General features: G+C 59.4%; 13 protein-coding genes. 7 read left to right on the top strand and 6 right to left on the bottom strand.

Annotated elements, in window-relative coordinates; genetic code table 11:
• Window positions 1-63 precede the first annotated feature (63 nt).
• The 5 genes from JKL48_RS18695 (at window position 64) to JKL48_RS18675 (ending at window position 7,051) form a co-directional block, all read left to right on the top strand.
• Window positions 64-2,886, top strand: a complete 2,823-nt coding sequence (locus JKL48_RS18695) for a bifunctional transaldolase/phosoglucose isomerase (RefSeq protein ID WP_201985951.1) — start codon at window positions 64-66, stop codon at window positions 2,884-2,886.
• Window positions 2,887-2,982: 96 nt separating this feature from the next.
• On the top strand, window positions 2,983-4,062 hold the full coding sequence (locus JKL48_RS18690) for an AAA family ATPase (RefSeq protein WP_201985950.1): 1,080 nt from the start codon (window positions 2,983-2,985) through the stop codon (window positions 4,060-4,062).
• Window positions 4,059-4,586 carry a hypothetical protein gene (locus JKL48_RS18685; protein ID WP_201985949.1) on the top strand — a complete coding sequence of 176 codons (528 nt, stop codon included), beginning with the start codon at window positions 4,059-4,061 and terminating at the stop codon, window positions 4,584-4,586. The genes JKL48_RS18690 and JKL48_RS18685 overlap by 4 nt, the downstream gene beginning before the upstream one ends.
• 108 nt (window positions 4,587-4,694) lie before the next feature.
• The gene (locus JKL48_RS18680) at window positions 4,695-5,630 is read left to right on the top strand and encodes a glycoside hydrolase family 43 protein (RefSeq protein ID WP_236668907.1); all 936 of its coding nucleotides are present in this window, start codon (window positions 4,695-4,697) and stop codon (window positions 5,628-5,630) included.
• A 158-nt stretch (window positions 5,631-5,788) separates the two neighbouring features.
• Window positions 5,789-7,051, top strand: coding sequence for an MFS transporter (locus JKL48_RS18675; RefSeq protein ID WP_201985947.1), 1,263 nt, complete (start codon window positions 5,789-5,791; stop codon window positions 7,049-7,051).
• A 149-nt stretch (window positions 7,052-7,200) separates the two neighbouring features.
• On the opposite strand, the gene JKL48_RS18670 is transcribed toward JKL48_RS18675, so the two are convergent.
• The 5 genes from JKL48_RS18670 to JKL48_RS18650 all read right to left on the bottom strand — a co-directional run bounded on the left by JKL48_RS18670 (window position 7,201) and on the right by JKL48_RS18650 (window position 14,860).
• Entirely contained in the window at window positions 7,201-9,228 is a 2,028-nt protein-coding gene (locus tag JKL48_RS18670; protein WP_201985946.1) for an alpha-L-arabinofuranosidase C-terminal domain-containing protein, read from the bottom strand.
• 165 nt (window positions 9,229-9,393) lie between these two features.
• Window positions 9,394-10,884 (bottom strand): L-arabinose isomerase, encoded by a 1,491-nt coding sequence (gene araA / locus JKL48_RS18665; RefSeq protein ID WP_201985945.1) that lies wholly within the window; start codon window positions 10,882-10,884, stop codon window positions 9,394-9,396.
• Between the two features lie 139 nt (window positions 10,885-11,023).
• Window positions 11,024-11,725: an L-ribulose-5-phosphate 4-epimerase gene (locus tag JKL48_RS18660; RefSeq protein ID WP_201985944.1), complete on the bottom strand. Its 702-nt coding sequence runs from the start codon at window positions 11,723-11,725 to the stop codon at window positions 11,024-11,026.
• 73 nt (window positions 11,726-11,798) lie between these two features.
• On the bottom strand, window positions 11,799-13,517 hold the full coding sequence (locus JKL48_RS18655) for a ribulokinase (RefSeq protein WP_201985943.1): 1,719 nt from the start codon (window positions 13,515-13,517) through the stop codon (window positions 11,799-11,801).
• A gap of 143 nt (window positions 13,518-13,660) precedes the next feature.
• A complete protein-coding gene (locus JKL48_RS18650; RefSeq protein WP_201985942.1) occupies window positions 13,661-14,860 on the bottom strand; it encodes an aldose epimerase family protein in 1,200 nt (399 codons plus the stop codon).
• Window positions 14,861-15,668: 808 nt separating this feature from the next.
• On the opposite strand from JKL48_RS18650, the gene JKL48_RS18645 reads away from it, so the two are divergent.
• Window positions 15,669-16,022 (top strand): ASCH/PUA domain-containing protein, encoded by a 354-nt coding sequence (locus JKL48_RS18645; RefSeq protein WP_201985941.1) that lies wholly within the window; start codon window positions 15,669-15,671, stop codon window positions 16,020-16,022.
• 193 nt (window positions 16,023-16,215) lie between these two features.
• On the opposite strand, the gene dxs is transcribed toward JKL48_RS18645, so the two are convergent.
• Entirely contained in the window at window positions 16,216-18,162 is a 1,947-nt protein-coding gene (gene dxs / locus JKL48_RS18640) for a 1-deoxy-D-xylulose-5-phosphate synthase (protein WP_201985940.1), read from the bottom strand.
• 312 nt (window positions 18,163-18,474) lie between these two features.
• Between dxs and JKL48_RS18635 the strand changes: the two genes are divergently transcribed.
• The coding region (locus JKL48_RS18635; RefSeq protein WP_201985939.1) for a TonB-dependent receptor domain-containing protein at window positions 18,475-21,056 on the top strand (2,582 nt) is incomplete at its 3' end.

The raw sequence follows: 21,056 nt of genomic DNA, 5'->3' as shown, positions 1-21,056 counted from the left end.
GGGCAGGTTGAAAACAAGGCCATTCCTGCCTGACCTTTGGACCACTGAACTAACCCATCCTCTATGAACCCTCTCGTTGACATCCGCCAGTTCGACCAAAGCCTGTGGCTGGACTTTATCAGCCGCCCCATCATCATCGACGGCAAGCTGCAGCACCGCATCAGCGCGGAAGCCCTGCGCGGCGTGACTTCCAACCCCGCCATTTTTGCCAAATCCATCGGCGACACGGCCGACTACGATTCGGCCATCAAGGCGCTGGCCCTGCAGGGCAAAACCACCGACGAAATCTACACCGAGCTGGCCGTGGCCGACGTGCAGGCCGCCACCGACCTGTTCCGCCCGCTCTACGACAGCGCCGACAACAGCTCGGACGGCTACGTGAGCCTCGAAGTATCGCCGGAGCTGGTGAACGACACCGAAGGCACCATTGAAGAAGGCCTGCGCCTGTGGAAAACGGTGAACCGCCCCAACGTGATGATTAAAGTGCCGGCCACGCTCGAAGGCCTGCCCGCCATCCGCCGCCTCATTTCGGAAGGCGTGAACGTGAACGTGACCCTGATTTTTGGCTTGGAGCGCTACCGCCTCGTGACCGAAGCCTTCCTTTCGGGCCTCGAAGACCGCGCCGCCGCTGGCAAGCCGCTGGCCCGCATCGACTCGGTGGCCAGCTTCTTCCTGAGCCGCATCGACGTGCTGATTGACCCGATGCTGGAAAAAATTGCGGCCGAAGGCGGCGAAAACGGCAAGCTGGCCGAAGGCCTGGTGGGCGAAGTGGCCCTGGCCAGCGCCAAGCAGGCCTACCAGATGTACAAGGAAATTTTCTCGGGTCCGCGCTGGGAAGCCCTCAAGGCCAAAGGAGCTGAAAGCCAGCGCCTGCTGTGGGCCAGCACCGGCAACAAAAACCCCAAGTACGACAACCTGAAGTACGTCAACGGCCTCATCGGCCCGAAAACGGTGAACACCGTGCCCGTCGAAACCCTCGACCTGTTTGGCAAGGAAGGCAAAGCCGCCGTCACCCTCGAAGACAACCTCGACAAAGTGAAAGAAGTGCTGGCCAGCCTGCCCAAGCTGGGCCTGAACCTGGATGAGCTGACCCAGCACCTGGAAGAAGACGGTGCCAAGAAATTCAAAGAGCCCTTCGCCAAGCTCATGGAATCCATCGACAAAAAGCGGGCGCTGGCCGTGGGCGAGCAAGTGGACGACGCCAAGTTTGAGCTGGGCCAATACCAGGCTGCTGTTGACGCTCAAATCAAGAAATTCCAGGACAGCAACTTCGTGCCCGGCTTCTGGGACAAGAAGGCTGACCTGTGGGTGGAGGACGCCGCTGGGCAGGAAAGCATCCGCAGCTTCATGGGCTGGCTGCGCGTGGCTGAAACCATGGTGGGCCGCGTGACCGAAATCGAGCAGTTTGTGGCCTCGGTTCGCGCCGCCGGCTTCAAGCACGTGGTGGTGATGGGCATGGGCGGCAGCACCATGGCCCCGATTGTGTTCAAATCCTCCTTCCCAATGGGTGAGGGCGGCCTGCCGATTTCGGTACTCGACACCACCGACCCCGGCACGGTGCGCGAGATTGAAAACTCGATTCCGCTGGCCGACACGCTGTTTATCGTGGCCAGCAAATCGGGCACTACGGCCGAGCCGCTGGCTTTCGGCGACTACTTCTACGCCAAAGTCAAAGAAATCAAGGGCGACAAGGCCGGCGAAAACTTCGTGGCCATCACCGACCCCGGCTCCAAATTCGTGACCGATGCCACGAACGCGAAGTACCGCCACATCTTCCTTAATTTCCCTGAAGTGGGCGGCCGTTTCTCGGCCCTCACCTACTTCGGCCTAGTGCCGGCGGCCCTCTACGGCCTGCCCATCGGTGAGATTCTGGAGCGCGCCATCCTGATGATGCGCGCCTGCGGCGCCTACGGTCCGACCGACAAAAACCCCGGTCTGGAATTTGGCACCGCCTTGGGCGTGCTGGCGTCGCAGGGCCGCGACAAACTCACCATCGTGGTGCCCGATGCCCTGCACGACCTCGGCCTGTGGCTGGAGCAGCTTATTGCCGAAAGCACCGGCAAGGAGGACAAAGGCATCCTGCCCGTGGCCGGCGAGCCGCTGAGCGACCCCAGCATCTACGGCACCGACCGCGTGTTTGTGTACGTGGGCTACAAGGACCAGCCCGACGAGGCCAACACCAGCAAGCTGCAGGCGCTGACCGCCACCGGCCACCCCGTCATCACCCTGCTGATGAAGGACGCCTTTGACCTCGGCCAGGAGTTCTACCGCTGGGAAGTGGCCACGGCCGTGGCCAGCGCCGTGTTCCGCATCAACCCCTTCGACCAGCCCAACGTGCAGGCCGCCAAAACGGCCACCGACAAGCTGATGAAGGCCGTGGAAGCCGACGGCAAATTGCCCGAGGGCGACGCTCCCGCCGCCAGCGAAAACGGCGTGGACTACTACACCGCCGTCCACGGCGAAGGCGCGGCCGGCGTGCTGAAAGCCTTCTTCGCGCAAGCCAAGCCCGGCGACTTCATGTGCCTGCAAGCCTACCTGACCGAGACGCCCGCCGTGAGCGCCAGCCTGCTGGAGCTGCGCCAGCGCGTGCAGCGGGCGCTGCACATTGCCACCACCTCGGGCTACGGGCCGCGCTTCCTGCACAGCACCGGCCAGTACCACAAGGGCGGTCCCAACACTGGCCTCTTCATCCAGTTCACGGATGACAACCCGCAGGATTTGCAGCTACCCGGCCGCTCCTACACCTTCGGCACCTTCAAGAATGCCCAGGCCCTGGGCGACTTGCAGGCCCTGCACGACAACGGCCGCCGCACCCTGCGCGTGAACCTCGGCAACGACGCTGAGGCCGGCCTGAAGGCCATGCTGGCGGCGTTGGAGCTGAAATAACCCTCGTAGCTCCCGCTAACATCTGCCACGCGGCGGTTCCCGGCAACGGGGGCCGCCGCGTGTTACTTTTGGGCCCGTCCCTTTGTTAGCAGCACTATGATTGAGAAAATCACCATCCGCAATTTTCTGCGTTTGCCCGAATTCCAGCTTGCCCAGCCGGGTCAAATTAATCTGATTATTGGAGAAAACGACACAGGGAAAACGGGCTTGCTGCGGCTGTTATACGCGGCGGCGAAGTCATTGGAAACCGTGAGCCGCAGCCGCCATGCTGTAGCGGAAACGTCGCTCTTCAAAACCACTTTCAGCAAGAAGCTTGATACTGTATTTCAACCGCGCCTTACCACCGGCATTGGGTCGTTGGTAACCAAGGGCAGCAAAGACAAGCTGAGTGTGGAGCTCATATTCGGCTTGCCTTCCGGCAGCAAATCAATTGTTCATGCGTCGTTTACGGAATCAGCTCGCAACACCATTACGGACATCAACGAGCATATTGAGTTGGCCGAAGACCCGTTCAATGCCTTACTTATTCCTGCAAAGGAAGTGCTGACGGCTTTTAGAGCCATCAAATTCACCCGCGACCCCCACGATTTAGTAGGCTTTGATGATACCTACCTGGATTTGATTCGCAGCTTGGACGTACCCACCAGCCGAGGCAATTTGCTTCCTGCGCTTAAGCGTGTCAACGATGCATTGGAAGATTTATTTAAAGGGGAAATTCGCCAAACTGAAAAGGAAGAGCGATTCGTATTCTTTAAGGGGAAGCAGGAGTTTCCAATGAGCATCACGGCGGAGGGCATCAAAAAAATTGGTATTCTGGCCACGCTTATCCGCAACCGCCAATTGCACAAAGGCACAATGCTGTTTCTGGATGAGCCTGAAACTGCCCTGCATCCCAAAGCTATACGTGCACTTATGGGAATGCTGATGAACCTAGCCCAAGCTGGGGTTCAAATTTTCCTCACGTCGCACAATTACTTCGTGGCGAAGCAATTGGTCATTTGCGCCCGCCAAAACCCGGGCTTGCGGGTGCAGTGCTGCTCGCTGGTGCCCATTGAGGAAGGGGACTTTGTACGCCCACTGTTTTCGGACCTGCGCGACGGCCTACCGTCTAACCCAATTATCGATGCCGCCTTGGCCATGTTTGATGAAGAAGTAGCCTTGGACCTTGGTATATGAAGCAGAATTTCGCCATGCCTTTTACCGAGTCGCAGATTACGTTTCAACTGACTGGCTACGAATATTTCGCTTTTGAAAATTGTGCGGGTTATCAGCGACGCTCCCCGCATCAGCTAGGCGAAATGGACATAGGGTGGTACGAACCGGCCAATCAGTATTTATACATAGCAGAACTAAAGGACTACACCGAATGGCTACGGGCAACTGAGCCCAAACCTGGCACTAGGATACTGGATTTGTTTCATAAGTCTCTGCCCGTTATTGCCATGCTGACGGCCGTTCGGTCAGGGGGTATCGGCCAAGATATTTCGGAGTGTTTGCCACCATCTTGGCCAAGGGCTAATCCGGTGCACTTACTTCATATTATCCACTGTAATCCATCGGATGAAGTAAAGCTGCAATTCATGAAAGATAAATTGCAGGAATATATGCGTCCGCAGTACCTGCAACTGTTCAATATTGCCAGCTGCATTATTTTATCTCACAGACAAGCAAAAAACGCGTTTCCTGCAATCATTAGGTAAAAATATAAAATGGCCGCTCTTACACCTTCGGCACCTTTAAGGATGCTCGGCGCATTACGCAATAGGTTGTGCGGCTTACTAGCACTACTCAGTGCTTCATCAGCAGCTTTGGCGCAAACCGTCCTGCCAGTTCCGCCCGCCACGCTGGGCGCTACCGTGGGCGGCAACCCCATCATCAAAAGCAAGTACACGGCCGACCCCAGCGCGATGGTGCAGAAGGGCACTGTGTACCTCTACACCGGCCACGACGAGGCCCCGCCCAAGCAGGAGCGCTACGTGATGCACGAGTGGCTGTGCTTTTCCTCGACCGATATGGTGAACTGGACCGAGCACCCGGTGCCGCTGCGGGTATCGGATTTTGCCTGGGCCAAGGACGATGCCTGGGCCTCGCAGGTGGTGGCGCGCAACGGCAAGTTCTACTGGTACGCAGCCGTGACGCACGGCACCATTCACGGCAAGGCCATTGGCGTGGCCGTGGCCGATAGCCCGACCGGGCCCTTCAAAGACGCGCGGGGCACGGCGCTGGTTTCGCCCGACATGACGCCCGACGACAAAATCAGCTGGGCCGATATCGACCCCACGGTTTTTGTGGATAGCAAAGGCCAGGGCTACCTGTTCTGGGGCAATACCACCTGCTACTACGCCAAGCTCAAGCCCAACATGACGGAGCTGGACGGCCCCATCCAGACCGTGAGCGGGCTGCAATACACGGAGGCGCCTTGGGTGCACGAGCACAACGGCTGGTACTACCTGAGCTACGCCTCCCAGTTCCCCGAGAAAATAGTGTACGCCATGAGCCGCAGCCTCGAAGGCCCGTGGGAATACAAGGGTATTCTGAATGAAGTAGCCGGCAATTCCAACACCAACCACCAGGCTATTATCGACTTCAAAGGCCAGTCCTACTTCATCTACCACAACGGCAGCATCAACAACGACGGCGGTAGCTTCCGCCGCTCGGTGTGCATTGATTACCTGTATTATAACAAAGACGGCACCATGAAGCGCGTAGTGATGACGTCGGAAGGCGTGAAGGCGGCGAAGTAGTCCGTGTATAGGCGGTCGGAAGTAGCGCGAACTTTGTAGTTCGCGTCCCCGCGCCGTTAGAATCGTTGAACTGGCGCGAGGACGCGAACTACAAAGTTCGCGCTACTTCCGTTGGCCAGCAGCCGCTCCAAGGGAGACATGAACCAGCACAGCACTGCATGAATCCAGACATCTTCCGTGCGTTTCGCAACCGCAACTACCGCTTTTTCTTCGCCGGGCAGTCGCTGTCGCTGCTGGGCACCTGGATGCAGAAAACGGCCGTGAGCTGGGTGGTTTATGCCCAAACGCAGTCCAAATTTATGCTGGGCGTGAGCGTGTTTGCCACGCTGTTTCCGTCGGCCGTGTTCTCGCTGCTGGGCGGCGTGGTATCGGACCGCTACAACCGCTACCGCGTGCTGCTGCTCACACAGGTGCTGTCCATGGCGCAGGCCCTGCTACTCACGCTAGCCGTGTATTTCAAGCAGGATGCGGTGAGGGAAATCATTGCCCTAAGTGCCGTGCTGGGCATTATCAACGCCTTCGATGTGCCCGCCCGCCAGGCACTGGTCTACGACCTGGTGGATGATAAGCAGGACATCCCCAACGCCGTGGCCATGAACTCGACCATGCTGAACCTGACCAAGCTGCTGGGCCCCGCCGTGGCCGGCTTCGCCATCGAGCACTTGGGCGCCGTGGCCTGCTTTGGCCTGAATGCGCTCAGCTTCGTGGCCGTCATCGGCTCGGTGCTGGCGTTGCGGCTGCCAGCGTATGTGGCCAAGGTTCGTACCAAGAACATGCTGGGCGAATTACAGGAAGGCTTTCAGTACGTGAAAGACATGGCCGCCATCCGCTTTCTCATCATCATGCTGGGCATCACCGGCCTGCTGGTGCTGCCCTTCACCAACCTGATGCCGGTGTACGCCAAGGATATCTTCCACGGCAATGCCACCACGTTTGGCCTGCTCGATGGCGCCCTGGGTTTGGGCGGCTTGGTGGCGGCGCTGTACCTGGCCTCGCTGAAACCAAGTACTGACCTGAACAAGGTATTGATGACTAATATGTTCGTGTTTGGCGCAGGGCTGGTGCTGTTTGCCTACACGCCGTGGTTTTGGCTGGCGCTGCCGTTTTTGATAGTGGGCGCTTTCGGCATGATGTCGCAGACCACCATCAGCATTACGCTGCTCCAAACCCTGATGCTGCCGGCCATGCGCGGCCGGGTCATCAGCATTTACGTGCTGGTTTATACGGCGTCGGTGCCGCTGGGCAGCCTGCTGGTGGGCGCCGTGTCGGAGCGCCTCGGGGTGCAGCCTACGGTGCTGGCCGAAGGCGTGCTGGCCCTGCTCATTGCGCTGCTGTACGCGCGAAACCTGCGCCAGGTGCAGGCGGCCAATGCGGCGGCGCACACCACCGAAACGCCCGTAGCCGAAGCTACTGTGGCGTAGCACCGTTTCGGAACCAGCAGCCGGAGTACCCCGAAATTTTATTTCGGCCCAGGTGTTCAATTTAGGCTCAACCGGCCCCACTCATTAGCTCTGAAAATCGCGCTTACGGCCCGAAATAAAATTTTGGGGTACTCCGGCTGCCGGCTGCTTTACCGCCGGCCCGGCACCCGCAGTACCGTAAAGGAATTTGGCGCCAGCGTGTAGCTCACCGTCGTGCCAGCTACGGGAAAAGCACTTGTTTGGGGAGCCAGCTTCCTCGGCTCTTGCAGCGAATTCTGAGTGTTTAAGTCGTCACTGGCCATTACTTGAGCACGACCCACTTTGCCCATTTTTTTGGCTCCAGCCAGATTTAGGGTTACTGCGCGAGGAATGGCCGAGTAGTTCACCAGCTTCACCACCAACTCGCCGGCTGCGTCATCGGCCACGGCGCTGGCGAAGAGGTTGTCGGTGCCGTTTTTGGCGCCGTTGGGCAGCTGCACAGGTAGCATAGTGGTGCCTTTGTTCTGGCTGAACAGCTGCTGCACGTAGTAGTTCACCGTGCCGTAGGCGTGCAGGTTGTCGAACCAAATCAGGTTGGGCGTCCACTGCCAGGCATCGACGTGGGCCAGCATGGGGGCGTAGGAGGCCATGCTTACCACGTCGGCGTTGCGCTCCAGGCCGGTCATAAAGGCCGCCTCGGAGATGGCGCAGTCCCAGTTGTTCTTGTTTTCCTGGCTGGCAATGCCCGCGCTTTGGGCCGCGTATTCGCCGGCGAAGATTTTGGAGCCGGTGCGCGGGTACTTGTCGTAACGGTCGACGTGCTGGCGGAACCACTCCGGCCGGGCGTAGTAATGCTCGTCGATGTATTCGGCATTGAGTTCGCGCATGCGCTTGCTGGCCGTGTCAAAATTAGCACCGTCGGGCGATGGTCCGGCGCTGCTCACCAGCTGCAGGGCCGGGTATTTCGCCTTCAGCGCCTTGGCAAACGGCTCGTAGCGCTCTAGGTACTGCGGGCCCCACTGCTCATTGCCAACGCCCAGCATTTTCAGGTTGAAGGGTGCGGGATGGCCCATAGCGGCCCGCTTAGCGCCCCACACGGAAGTAGCCGGACCGTTGGCAAACTCCACCAAATCCAGCGCGTCCTGAATGAAGGTGTCGAGCGTGGGCTCATCAGCCGCGCCGGCCGCGTTCGGCCCCTTGGCCGCGCTGATGGGGGCCAGCTCGGCCGAGTTGTACTGGCAGGCCATGCCCACATTCAGGATGGGCAGCGGCTCGGCCCCAATGTCCTCGGCTAACTGGAAATACTCGAAGAAGCCCAGCCCGAACGACTGGTAATAATCGGGCGTGTAGCGTTGTTTGAACTCTTTATTCCAGCGGTTTATCATCGGTTGACGGCTCGACACGTCGCCAATGGTTTCCTTCCACTGGTAGCGGTTGTCCAGCGTCATACCCTCCACGATGCAGCCGCCGGGGAAGCGCAGGAAACCCGGTTTCATGTCCTTGAGCAGCTGCACGAGGTCGGGCCGCAGACCGTTTTCGCGCTTCAGCCACGTGTCCTTTGGAAAAAGGGAAACCACGTCGATATCAGCCGTGCCGGTGCCGCCGATGGTCAATTTGAGGTGGCCTTTGGCCACGGTGGCCGTGGGTTTGAGCACGGCCGTGTACTTCTTCCATTCGCTGGTCAGGCCCGCGATTTGGACTTGGGCCAAGGGTTCGCCCATGGCCCCTTCCAGCGCCACGTTCAGGTCGGTGATGTTGCCGGGACCGCGCCGGGCATACACCGAAAACGTGTATTCGTCGCCCTGCTTCACCCCCATTCCCCGAAAGCCTTCATTCACAAATCCCGCATCCGGGCCGGCTTTTTTGGTGCTCAGCCGCAGAAAATGGTTGTTGACTTTGCTGATGGGCCGGTCGCTCGACACTACGTAGCTTTCCAGCTCGGCCGCACCTTTCAGGGCTTTCCAGCCCAGCAAATGGCTGTCAATTTCGAACGACTTGTTCTTCACCAATTCCGGGTACAAGCCTCCATCAGCCGCAAAGTTGATGTCCTCGAAAAACAGGCCGTACATATTCCTGGGGACGGGTGCGCCGGGCTTGTCTACCTGCACGGTAATGGTGGCGGTAGGTGCCGTCTGGGCTATCGAAGCGCCGGCTACTCCTAGGCCCGCCAGCATCAGCAGAAATCGGGAGGTATGCATGAAAGTGGATAGGGAAGTTGGTTAATCATGGGTACAAAGCACGTCATGCTGAGCGCAGTCGAAGCATCTCTACCGCAATAGTAAAATCAAATACTACTGCGGTAGAGATGCTTCGACAAGCTCAGCATGACGTGCTTTTTATCGTTTTATATGGCTTGCCTTCGCCTAGCGGCCGCCGAAAGCTACTTCGTTGTAGCGCAGCTCGTTCTTGAACGTGCGCAGCTTGGTTTCGGCGTCGATAATCACGAATTCGATGCCGGCCATTTCGGCGAAGTCTTCCAGGTATTCGGCGGTCAGGTTTTGGCTGAAGCCGGTGTGGTGGGCTCCACCGGCCAGAATCCAGGCGGCGGCGCCGGTGGCCAGGTCGGGCTTCACTTGCCAGAGTACGCGGGCTACGGGTAGCTTGGGCAGCTGTTGCTCAGGCGCGACGGCCGTTACTTCATTCACAATCATGCGGAAGCGGTTGCCCAGGTCCACGATGGTGGCGTTCAGGCCCTCACCGGCCGGGCAATCGAACACCAGTCGCACGGGGTCTTCCTTGCCACCGATGCCCAGCGGGTGAATTTCGGCCCGCACCTTGCCCTCGGCAATGCTGGGGCAGATTTCGAGCATGTGCGAACCCAGCACCAGGTTGTTGCCGGGCGCGAAGTGGTAGGTGTAATCTTCCATAAAGGAGTTGCCGCCGGGCAGGCCGGCGCCCATCACCTTCATGGCGCGCACCAGGGCCGACGTTTTCCAGTCGCCCTCGCCGCCGAAGCCGAAGCCGTCGGCCATCAGGCGCTGCGTGGCAATGCCGGGCAGCTGCTTCATGCCGTGCAGGTCTTCGAAGGTATCGGTGAAGCCCTTGGCATTATGGTCGGTCAGGAATTTACGCATGCCGGTTTCGATGCGGGCGGCATCGCGCAGGCTTTCGCGCTGAGTGCCACCGGCTTTCAGCGAGTCGCCCAACTCGTATTCCTTTTCGTACGTGGCAATGAGCTCGTCAATCTGGGCATCGGTCACGGCGTTCACTTCGGCCACCAAATCGCCGATGCCGTAGGTATTCACCTCGTAGCCAAACTTGATTTCGGCTTCCACTTTGTCGCCGTCGGTCACGGCCACGTAGCGCATATTGTCACCGAAACGGATGAATTTCGCGCCCTGCCAGTCGGCCCAGGCGCAGGCCACGCGGCTCCAGATGCTGAGGCGCTCGTGCACATCGGCGCTCTGCCAGTGGCCCACTACCACCTTGCGCTTGATGCCCATGCGCGCCCCGATGAAGCCAAACTCCCGGTCGCCGTGCGCCGATTGGTTGGTATTCATGAAGTCCATGTCGATGTCGGCCCACGGAATGTCGCTGTTGAACTGGGTGTGCAGGTGCGCCAGCGGCTTTTGCAGGATTTTCAAGCCGTTAATCCACATTTTGGCCGGCGAGAAGGTGTGCATCCAGGCAATCAGGCCCACGCAGTTTTCGGCGGCGTTGGCTTCCTGCACCAGCTTGTAAATCTCCTGCGGGCTTTTCAGGATGGGTTTATAGACAATCTTGATGGGCAGCTTGGTGCCGAGCTCCTGCGCAATTTCCTGCGAGTGGCGGGCCACTTCTTCCAGCGTCTCGGGGCCGTAGAGGTGCTGCGTGCCGGTGATGAACCAGGCTTCGTAATGGGTGAGGTCAATCATGGATTTAGGTGGAATTAGGGCTTTTGTCATGCTGAGCGTAGCCGAAGCATCTCTACAGCTTCGTTGCATTCGATTGAATTTCTACCGAGGTAGAGATGCTTCGACTGCGCTCAGCATGACGTTCTTTTTTAAGTGTTGCCTACGACTGGCCGTAGTAAGAATTCACGCCGTGCTTGCGCTCGTAGTGCTTGCGAATCAGCGCATCTTTCAGGCGCGGCACCTCCGGCCGTAGCGTGCAGCTGAGGTAGGCCATGCGCGCTACTTCTTCCAGCACGGCGCTGTTGTACACAGCTTTGTCCACGGTTTTGCCCCAGGTGAAGGGCGCGTGGTTGGCCAGCAGCACCATTTCTACCTCGGAGGGTGAGAGGCCCCGGCGCTGGAATTCGTTGAGAATCTGCCAGCCGGTCTGGTGCTCGTAGTCGCCGGCAATCATGTCGTCGCTCATTGGCGGCGCACAGGGAATGTCAGCCGTGAGATGGTCGGCGTGGGTGGTGCCAAGAATGGGAATGTCGAGCTGGGCCTGGGCCCAGGCCGTGGCGTAAGTACTGTGCGTGTGCACTATGCCGCCAATGTGCTCCCAGTTGCTATAGAGCACGGCGTGGGTTTTGGTGTCCGACGAAGGCCGCTTCTCCCCTTCCAGCACATTGTTGGCAAAGTCAAGGATGACAATGTCCTCCGGCTTCAGCAGCTCGTAGGGCACGCCGCTGGGCTTGATGGCGAACACCCGCTTCCCGCGGTCCACCACGCTGGCATTGCCGAAGGTGAAGAGCACCAGCCCGAGCTTGGGCAACTGCATGTTGGCGTCGTAGCACGCCTGTTTTAATTCCTGATATTGGCTCATTGATTGAAAGGGAACGTCATGCTGAGCGCAGTCGAAGCATCTCTACCGCAGCAGTAATTCATTTAAAAAAAAGTTAGTTGCGCGGTAGAGATGCTTCGACAGGCTCAGCATGACGTTCTTCCTCGCCCAACGTTGCGCCTTCCACGAACTTCCCGAAGGCCTGGTACTGCGCGTAGCGGGCGGCGTAGTCGGCCACGCGGGCAGGGTTGGGCGTGTAGGTTTCGGCAAAGCCGGAGCCCAGGGCCTTTTGTGCCGTCTGCACATCGGACTGAATGCCAGCGGCCACGGCCGCGTACATAGCCGCGCCCAGCGCCGGCGCCTGTTCCGACACCGCAATTTTGATGGGACGGTCGAGCACGTCGGCCAGCGTCTGCATCACAAACTGCGATTTCTTCGCCACCCCGCCGATGCCGATAACCTGCTTCACGGGTATACCTTCGGCCTCAAACCGCTCCACAATCTGCTTCGAGCCGTAGCAGATGGCTTCCACCAGCGCCCGGAAAATCTGGGGGGCGTTGGTGCCCATCGTGAGGTTCATCAGGGCACCTTTCAAGGCCTGGTTGGCGTCGGGGGTGCGGCGGCCGTTCACCCAATCCAAGGCAAGTACGTGCGATTCTTCGGGGTTCACAGCGGCAGCGGCTTCGCTCAGCTTCACCAGCAGCGCGTCGCTCATTTCCTCGCGCAGGGCAGCTTGCAGTTCCGGCGTCAGGACTTTGGAATGCGGCAGCACGTGGTGCAGCGGCCACTCCACTATGTTGCGGAACCAGGCCAGCAAGTCGCCGAAAGCCGACTGTCCGGCTTCCAGTCCCAGCATGCCGGGAATCACCGAACCGTCCACCTGCCCGCAGATACCGGCTACGAGGTGGTCGCCCACTTCGGCTGTCGGCGCTACCACGATGTCGCAGGTGCTGGTACCCATCACCTTCACCATCGAATACGCCTCGATTTCACCGGCAATAGCGCCGGCATGGGCGTCGAACGTGCCCACCGCTACCACGGTGTCGGTGGTCAGGCCCAGCCGCCCGGCCCACTCTTTGGAAAGGTGGCCGGCCACCTCATCCGAGGTGTACGTTTCGTTAGATAATCGATTGCGTAAACCGGCCAGTTTTGGTTCGAGGTGGGTGAGAAACTCCTCGGCGGGCAGGCCGTCCCAGCTGGCGTGCCACATGGCTTTGTGGCCGGCGGCGCAGCGGCTGCGCTTCACGGTTTCCAGCGTGCCGCCGGTGAGCAGCAGCGTGAGCCAGTCGCAGTGCTCCATCCAGGAGTACGCGGCCTTTGCTACGGCTTCATCTTCACGCAGAATGTGCGTAATCTTAGCCCAGAACCATTCCGAAGAATAAATACCCCCCTCGAACTTAGTAAAGTCCTCGCCGCCCCAGGTCCGGGCCTTGTGGTTGATTTCGGCGGCTTCGGCCAGGGCCGTGTGGTCTTTCCAGAGCACGAATAGCGCGTTGGGGTTCTCGGCAAACTCAGGCAGCATACCCAAAGCCACGCCGTCGGCGTTCACCGGGCCGGGCGTTGAGCCGGTGGTGTCCACGGCCAAACCCACGATTTGGGCCACCGGCACTTGCTGGGCCACGCGGCGCACCACGGTTTCCAAGCCTTCGATGTAGTCGAGCGGGTGCTGGCGGAACTGGTTTTTGGTGGGGTTGCAGTACTGGCCGGTTTTCCAGCGGGCGTAGTTGTGCACGGCCTGGGCCACTTCGGTGCCGGTGCGGGCATCTACCAGCAGGGCGCGCACGGAGTCGGTGCCGTAGTCGACGCCAATGACGTAGGCGGGAGTTTGTTCCATATTTTATCGAATGTTAATAGCTGGTCGTCATGCCGAGCGCAGCCGAGGCATCTCGCTCGCTTCGTTGCAACGGCATTGATTACTGTTGCATGCGAGATGCCTCGGCTACGCTCGGCATGACGTTCTTTTCTTTCAACTTACTCTTACTTCCGCACGCCGAACGTGTAAACGCTAGTGGTGCGGTAGGTTTCGCCCGGCTTCAGGATGGTGCTGGGGAACTTGGGCTGGTTGGGCGAATCGGGGAAGTGCTGGGTTTCGAGGCAGAAGCCGCCGTGCAGGCCGTACACGGTACCGCCTTTGCCGTGTAGGCTGCCATCGAGGAAGTTGCCGGTGTAGAACTGGATACCGGGCTCGTCTGTCGCCACCTCCATCGTGCGGCCCGAGGTGGGGTCGTACACAGTAGCGGCGGCATGCTGGCCTTCGCCGCTGCCGTTTAGCACCCAGTTGTGGTCGTAGCCACCGGGCACCTGCGCAATACGCTCGCCAATGGCGTGCGGCGTAGTGAAGTCGAAGGGCGTGCCCTTCACCGGCTTCAGTTCGCCGGTCGGAATCAGGGTGGCGTCCACCACGGTGTAGCGGTCGGCGGGCAGGGTCACTTCGTGGGCCAGGATGTCTTTGCTCACGCCGTGGCTCAGGTTGAAGTAGGCGTGGTTGGTGAGGTTGACGGGCGTGGTTTTGTCGGTAGTGGCCGTGTAGTCAATTTTCAGCGCGTTATTGTCGGTGAGGGTGTACACCACCGTCACCTGCAGGTTGCCGGGGTAGCCTTCTTCGCCGTCTTTGCTCAGGTACTTGAGGGTCAGCGTCTGGCCTTCGTCCGATGTACCGGGCGTGGCTTCCCATATTTTCTGGTCGAAGCCCACTTTGCCGCCGTGCAGCGAGTTCGGGCCATTGTTCACGCCCACCTGGTAGGCTTTGCCGTCGATGGTGAATTTTCCGTTTTTGATGCGGTTGCCATAGCGTCCAATCAGCGCGCCAATGTAGGGATTAGCCTTGCGGAAAGCCGGGCCGGCATAGCCGTCCACGTTGTCGAAGCCAAGCACCACGTCGCCCATTTTGCCATCCTTGTCCGGCACTAGCAGGCTCACCAGGGTGCCGCCGTAGTTGGTGATGGTGGCTTTGGCGCCCTGCTTGTTGGTGAGGGTGAATAGCTGCGCTTCGGTGCCGTCGGGCGTTTTGCCGAAAGAGGCGGAAGTAGGCATAGTGGCGGATTTCGTGTGGGTGGAATCGGCGGCCGGGGCCGTCGTCGTGGATTGCTCCGCAGATTGGTTGGACCCGCAGGCGGCCAAGAGCAGGAAGCCGGGCAAAGTGGCAGCCAGCAGCCCGGAATGTAAAGTTTTACGCATGAGAAAACGGGAATGGGAATTTAAAGTGGGCAACTGCTCCGCGTGGAAGTGAGAAAAATCAGCTTTCGGTTCAGGCAAAGGCGCAAAACAAAGTAGTAAATAGGCCCTTTTTGCGCCTCACTCTGCCTGCATCCTACAAAGAAAGTCTGCCATTCCCAAACTATCAAAATCATACACAAACGATTGTGTTTATAATAAACGCAATCAATTAACTATTAGAACCATAGGCAATATGTTTCGCACAGAAATGACAATAATATACACCTTTTGGCTAACCCGCACCTCCGTCTCTGCAAGGCGCTTCGGCAACGGGTTTCTTTTAATGAGCCCCTGTCACCGACAGGGGCTCATGATGTCAATTTTGAATATGGGCAGGGCGTGGTGCTGTTGGCAGCCATTGAGCAAGATGCCACTACACGAATAGGTCAAAGCCCAAGTGGCCGCGTATTGGATACTCATTTTTTTTCGGCTGCTATTTCACAGTATGGCGGGCAAGCCGCCACAGGAAAAAAAGCCCCAACGCGGCCTGTTCAATCGATTTCGCAAAGGCTGCCGCTGCTATTGAGCGCCTCCGGCAGCGTAGCCTAGCAGCACCTCGCATTGAAACCACTCTGATTATCTTGTCGTTAATTAAATCACGAAGACAAACACGAGCACGAGCGGTAAAGCGGAGTGCTAACCAATTATTGACTAACTTCCAGTAAATCTCTTCGTGATGCTCATGAAGTCCCGGCCCACCATTCCACTGTAGTGTGGTTCAGAAGGTGGCAACAAGCGCCGGTCGACTTCCTCCTAAACAGCCCTTATTATGAACACCAACATTGTACTTCCCGAGCAATTCGTTCCTCAGTTTCATACTTCCAACCCCGCTCAGCATCAAACGCATGAGCTCAAGATTTGGCCCAGCTGTTTCGATGCGGTTAAAGCCGGCAGCAAGCCTTTCGATGTGCGCGAAAACGACTGCAACTTCCAGGTTGGCGACGTGCTGGTGCTTCGCGAGTTCGAGCCCGAGAGCGAGCAATACACCGGCAAAACCATCACCCGTTGGGTAAGCTATGTGCTTCAGGGTGGTGTATTTGGCATCCAGCCCAACTGGTGCGTTCTTGGGTTTAGCGACCAGCCGCCCATCCCTTCGGGAATCACGGACATTCGTCTCTGGTAAAGTTGCTCCGAAAGCGCAAGAAGCCTCTTAAGAGAGGCTTCTTCGGTGTGTATAGACTATTGCCCGTCATGCGGAGGCGGAGCCGAATCAGCTCGCGGACTCACGTAATTCAATCGATGGGCTGTTGCACGCGAGATGCTTCGCTGCGCTCTACCTGACGGGCTCGAAGCAGGAATGCGAAGGCAATGAGACCCTACCGCAGCACCGTTGCCAAGGCATCGGAAGCTACTTTGGCGCTCATTTCGCGCACAGCCTGGGCGATGCCGGCGGCGTCGAAGCCGCACTCTTTGTAGAGTTCGTCCTGGGTGCCGTGTTCTACTACGCGGTCGGGGATGCCGAGGCGGCGCACGGGCAGGTGAAAACCGTGGTCGGTGAGAAACTCCAGCACGGCTGAGCCGAAGCCGCCGGGCAGACAGCCGTCTTCTACCGTCACGATGGCGCGGTAGCGGCGGGCCACGTCGCGCAACATTTCCTCGTCCAGCGGCTTGCAGAAACGCATGTCGTAGTGGCCGGCGTCGAGGCCTTCGGCGGCCAGGGTTTCGGTGGCGCTTACCGCGTAATTACCGATGTGGCCGATGCTGAGGATGGCCACGCCGCCTTCTTCGCCCTCGCGCACCACGCGGCCCGTGCCGATGGCTACGCGCTGCAGCGGCGTGCGCCACTCGGGCATCACGCCTTCGCCGCGCGGGTAGCGGATGCTGAAGGGGCCGGCATTTTCGGGCAGTTGGGCGGTGTACATCAAGTTGCGCAGTTCCTGCTCGTTCATCGGGGCCGACACCACGATGTTGGGGATGCAGCGCATATAGGCCAGGTCGTAGCAGCCGTGGTGGGTGGGACCGTCGGCGCCGGCAAAACCGGCACGGTCGAGGCAGAACACCACGTGCAGGTTTTGCAGGGCCACGTCGTGCACCACCTGGTCGTAGCCCCGCTGCATGAACGAGGAGTAGATGTTGCAGAACGGCACCAAGCCCTGCGTGGCCAGGCCGGCCGAAAACGTAACGGCGTGCTGCTCAGCAATGCCCACGTCGAAGGCGCGGGTGGGCATGGCGGCCATCATGATGTTGAGCGACGAGCCCGAGGGCATGGCCGGCGTCACGCCCATGATTTTGTCGTTGGCCTCGGCCAGTTCCAGCAGCGTGTGGCCAAATACGTCCTGGTACTTGGGCGGCTGCGGCACGGAGGGCGTTTTCTTGTAAATCTCGCCCGTGATTTTATCAAACAGGCCCGGCGCATGCCACAGCGTCTGGTCTTTCTCGGCCAGCGCGTAGCCCTTGCCTTTCACCGTGACGCAATGCAGCAACTTGGGGCCGGGAATGGACTTTAGGTCGTTCAAAACTGCTACCAGATGCTGCACGTCGTGCCCATCGACGGGGCCGAAATAGCGGAATTTCAGGGCTTCAAACAGGTTGCTCTGCTTCATGAGCGTCGCCTTCATGGCAGCCTCTACTTTGCGGGCAATGTGCTGGGGATTCGGGCCGAATTTGGAAAGCTTGCCGAGCACGTTCCAAAGTTCGTCGCGCACCTTGTTGTAGGTGCGCGAGGTGGTGATGTCGGTGAGGTATTCCTTGAGGGCGCCCACGTTGGGGTCGATGCTCATGCAGTTGTCGTTCAGTACGACAATCATGTTATTGTTGAGTACGCCGGCCTGGTTCAGCGCCTCGAAGCTCATGCCGGCCGTCATGGCCCCGTCGCCGATTACGGCGATGTGCTGGCGGTCGAATTCGCCTTTATAGTCTGATGCCACGGCCATGCCCAGCGCCGCCCCGATGCTGGTGCTGCTGTGGCCCACGCCGAAAGCATCGTACTCGCTTTCGCTGCGCTTCGGAAAGCCCGACATGCCTTTGTAACGGCGGTTGGTGGGGAATTTGTCGCGCCGGCCGGTGAGAATTTTGTGGCCGTAGGCCTGGTGGCCCACGTCCCACACCAGTTGGTCGTGCGGCGTGTTGAAGACGTAGTGCAGGGCCACCGTCAGCTCAACCACACCCAGGGAAGCCCCAAAATGGCCACCGTAGATGCTCACGGAGTCGATGATAAAATCGCGCAGCTCGGTGCTGAGTTGGACTAATTGCTCAGGAGCAAGCTTTTTAAGGTCGTCGGGCGAATCAATCGCTGCGAGCAGCGGGCCGGGTTCAACTATCATCAGGCAGGCGTGGTGGGATGGGTGACGGAAGGGTAACCGCCTGACCCGCTAAAAGATTGTTGGGCCGGCACAAAGGTACGACGCCGAGCGAAGTGCGGTTGTTGCGCCCGAAGGAATTCGGGACTTGGTCGGGGTTTGCGAATTGATAATCTAGTTTTTGGTCGGAAAGGCCGTCGCCGGGAGGAGCTTTGCGTAATGCGCAAGCTATTATGGACGATACAACGGGCGGACCGCCGCCTCCATAAACAAGAACCGAAGCCAATGGATGCAACCATTGGCTTCAAATTCGGCACTTTGGCCGTTATGAATTGTATGAAACCAACCTTACCGGCTTCGGCCGTACTGTTTTCGGCCCTGTTGGGCCTTTCGCATTTTACCCTGGCCCAGCAGGGCCCGCCCGCGGGTGCGCGGCCAGCTGCCCCAGCAGGAGCCAGCCCACGCGCGGCTACAGGCCGCGTTACGGGCACCGTGACGGATGCGGCTACGGGCAAACCGGTTTCCTACGCCACGGTGGCGGTTATCGACCCGGCATCGGGCTCGCCGGTGAACGGCGGGGTGTGCGGCGACGACGGCAAGTTTGTGCTGCCTGGCATTCCGGCGGGCACCTATAAGGTGCAGGTGAGCTTTTTGGGCTACAAAAACGAGGAGCGGACCGGCGTGGTAGTGCCCGCTGGCGGTGCGGTTGCTTTGGGCACCGTGGCCTTGGCGGCGTCGGCCCAAAAGCTGGGCGAAGTGGTGGTGGTGGCCCAAAAGCCGCTGATTGAGGAGCGAGTGGACCGCACCGTGTACAACGCCGAAAACGACCAGACAGCCCGCGGCGGCGACGCCACCGACGTGCTTAAGCGTGTGCCGCTGCTGAGCGTGGACTTGGACGGCAACGTGAGTTTGCGCGGCTCCAGCAACATTCGAGTGCTCATCAACAACAAGCCTTCGGCCATTGCCGCCAACAGCATTGCCGATGCCCTGCGCCAGATTCCGGCCGAACAGATTAAGACGGTGGAAGTCATCACCTCGCCCTCGGCCAAGTACGACGCGGAGGGCTCGGGCGGCATCATCAACATCATCACCAAAACCAATAACCTGAGCGGCGGCACGCTGGGCGTGGATGCCAGCGTGGGCACGCGCAGCAGCAACCTCAACCTGAACGGCAGCTACCGCACCGGCAAAATGGGCTTCTCGCTGAATGCCGGTGGCCGGGCGGGCTATAACATTCCGGGCAGCTTCACGAACCAGCAAACGCTGAAGGACGGACTGGGCCACGTGCTGTCGACCACCACGCAGTCGGCCGATACCAAGCAGAGCCAGGGCTTTGGCCGCTCGGTGCTGGGCTGGGACTACGACCTCGACAAGCACAATTCGTTGCAGGCGTCGCTGTCGTACGGTGCGCGGCGCCAGCACAACGACCAGTCGCATCTGACCACGCTCTCGACCTCGGCGCAGGGCAACTCGGTGCGCGACGTGAGCGTGGTGGACAACTCGGGCACGGTGGACGCCAGCCTCAACTACACCCACGCGTTTGAGAAGCCGCAGCAGGAATTTAGCATCCTGACCCTCTACAGCCGCAACGACCGCACCAACGATTTTACGAATACCATCCTGGATTCGAACTTCAACACGGCCAGCCGCCTGCGCAACGACAACCCCAGCGTCAACGAAGAATACACGGTGCAGGCCGATTATCAGTCGCCGGTGAGCAAAACCCAGGTGCTGGAATTTGGCGCCAAGGACATTCTGCGCCGCGCCACCAGCAACTACAGCTACTACCAGGCCACGGGCTCGGACGGCGCGTACGTGGTAAAAACCGGCGTGGGGCTGAACAACGGGTTTAACTATCGCCAAAATGTGGCGGCCGGCTACGTGTCGTATACCATGGGCCTGCCCAAAGGCTTTACCCTAAAGCCGGGGGTTCGCTACGAGTACACCACCATCACGGCCGATTTTAACGACGGCAAAGCGGTTAATATTCCCGATTACGGGGTGCTGGTGCCCAGCGTGAACTTCTCGCGCAAGCTGGCCAATGGCAACGTGGTGAAGCTGGCGTACAACCGCCGCATCCAGCGCCCGTCGCTGCAGTTCCTGAACCCAAACCCGCAGCAGTCGAACCCGCTCATTGTCACGAAGGGCGACCCGACGCTGGAGCCCGAATACACGAACAACTACGAGCTGGGCTACAGCACATTGGTAAAGAAAGCCAACGTCAATTTCTCGGTGTTTGCGCGCAACACCACGGGCTCCATTCAGTCGGTGCGCACGCCCATCATCGAAAATGGCGTAGCAACCGGGGTTCAGAATATTACCTACCAGAACATTGGCAATGAAGACGCTTACGGCGGCAGCATCTTCGCCAGCATCAACAGCGGCAAGTTCAACCTGAACAGCGGCATTGATACCTACTACGCCGTGCTGGCCAACAACGTGCCCAACCCGCTCTACAACGCCAGCAACGAAGGTTTCGTGGCCAGCGGGCGCTTGTTTGGCAGCTATAAGTTCACCGACGTGTGGGCCTTGCAGGCCTTCGGCTTCTACCGCGGGCAGCAGGTGCAGCTGCAAGGCTACCAGAGCGGCTTTGGCTTCTACGGCATGAGCGTGCGGCGCGACTTCGCCGACAAAAAAGGCAGCTTCGGCCTGGGTGCCCAAAACTTCTTCACCAACGCCATCAACATCCGCAACCAGGTCAACAGCCCCCTGTTGGACCAAACCAGCGTCAACGTGCTGCACAACCTGAGCTTTCAGGTGAACTTCAGCTACCGCATCGGCAAACTCACGGCCGGCCCAACCCGCCGCGGCAAAAGCATCAACAACGACGACCTGAAAGGGGAAGGCGGCGGCGGCGCTGACCTCAGCGGCGGCGGCACTGGCGGCGGCGGCGGCGGCGGCGGTGCGCCAGCGGGCGG

Origin of the sequence: Hymenobacter rubidus (assembly GCF_016734815.1) — a bacterium.
Classification (GTDB): domain Bacteria; phylum Bacteroidota; class Bacteroidia; order Cytophagales; family Hymenobacteraceae; genus Hymenobacter; species Hymenobacter rubidus.
The sequence above is the reverse complement of the archived record's forward strand: the minus strand, read 5'-3'. Positions and strand labels throughout refer to the sequence as shown.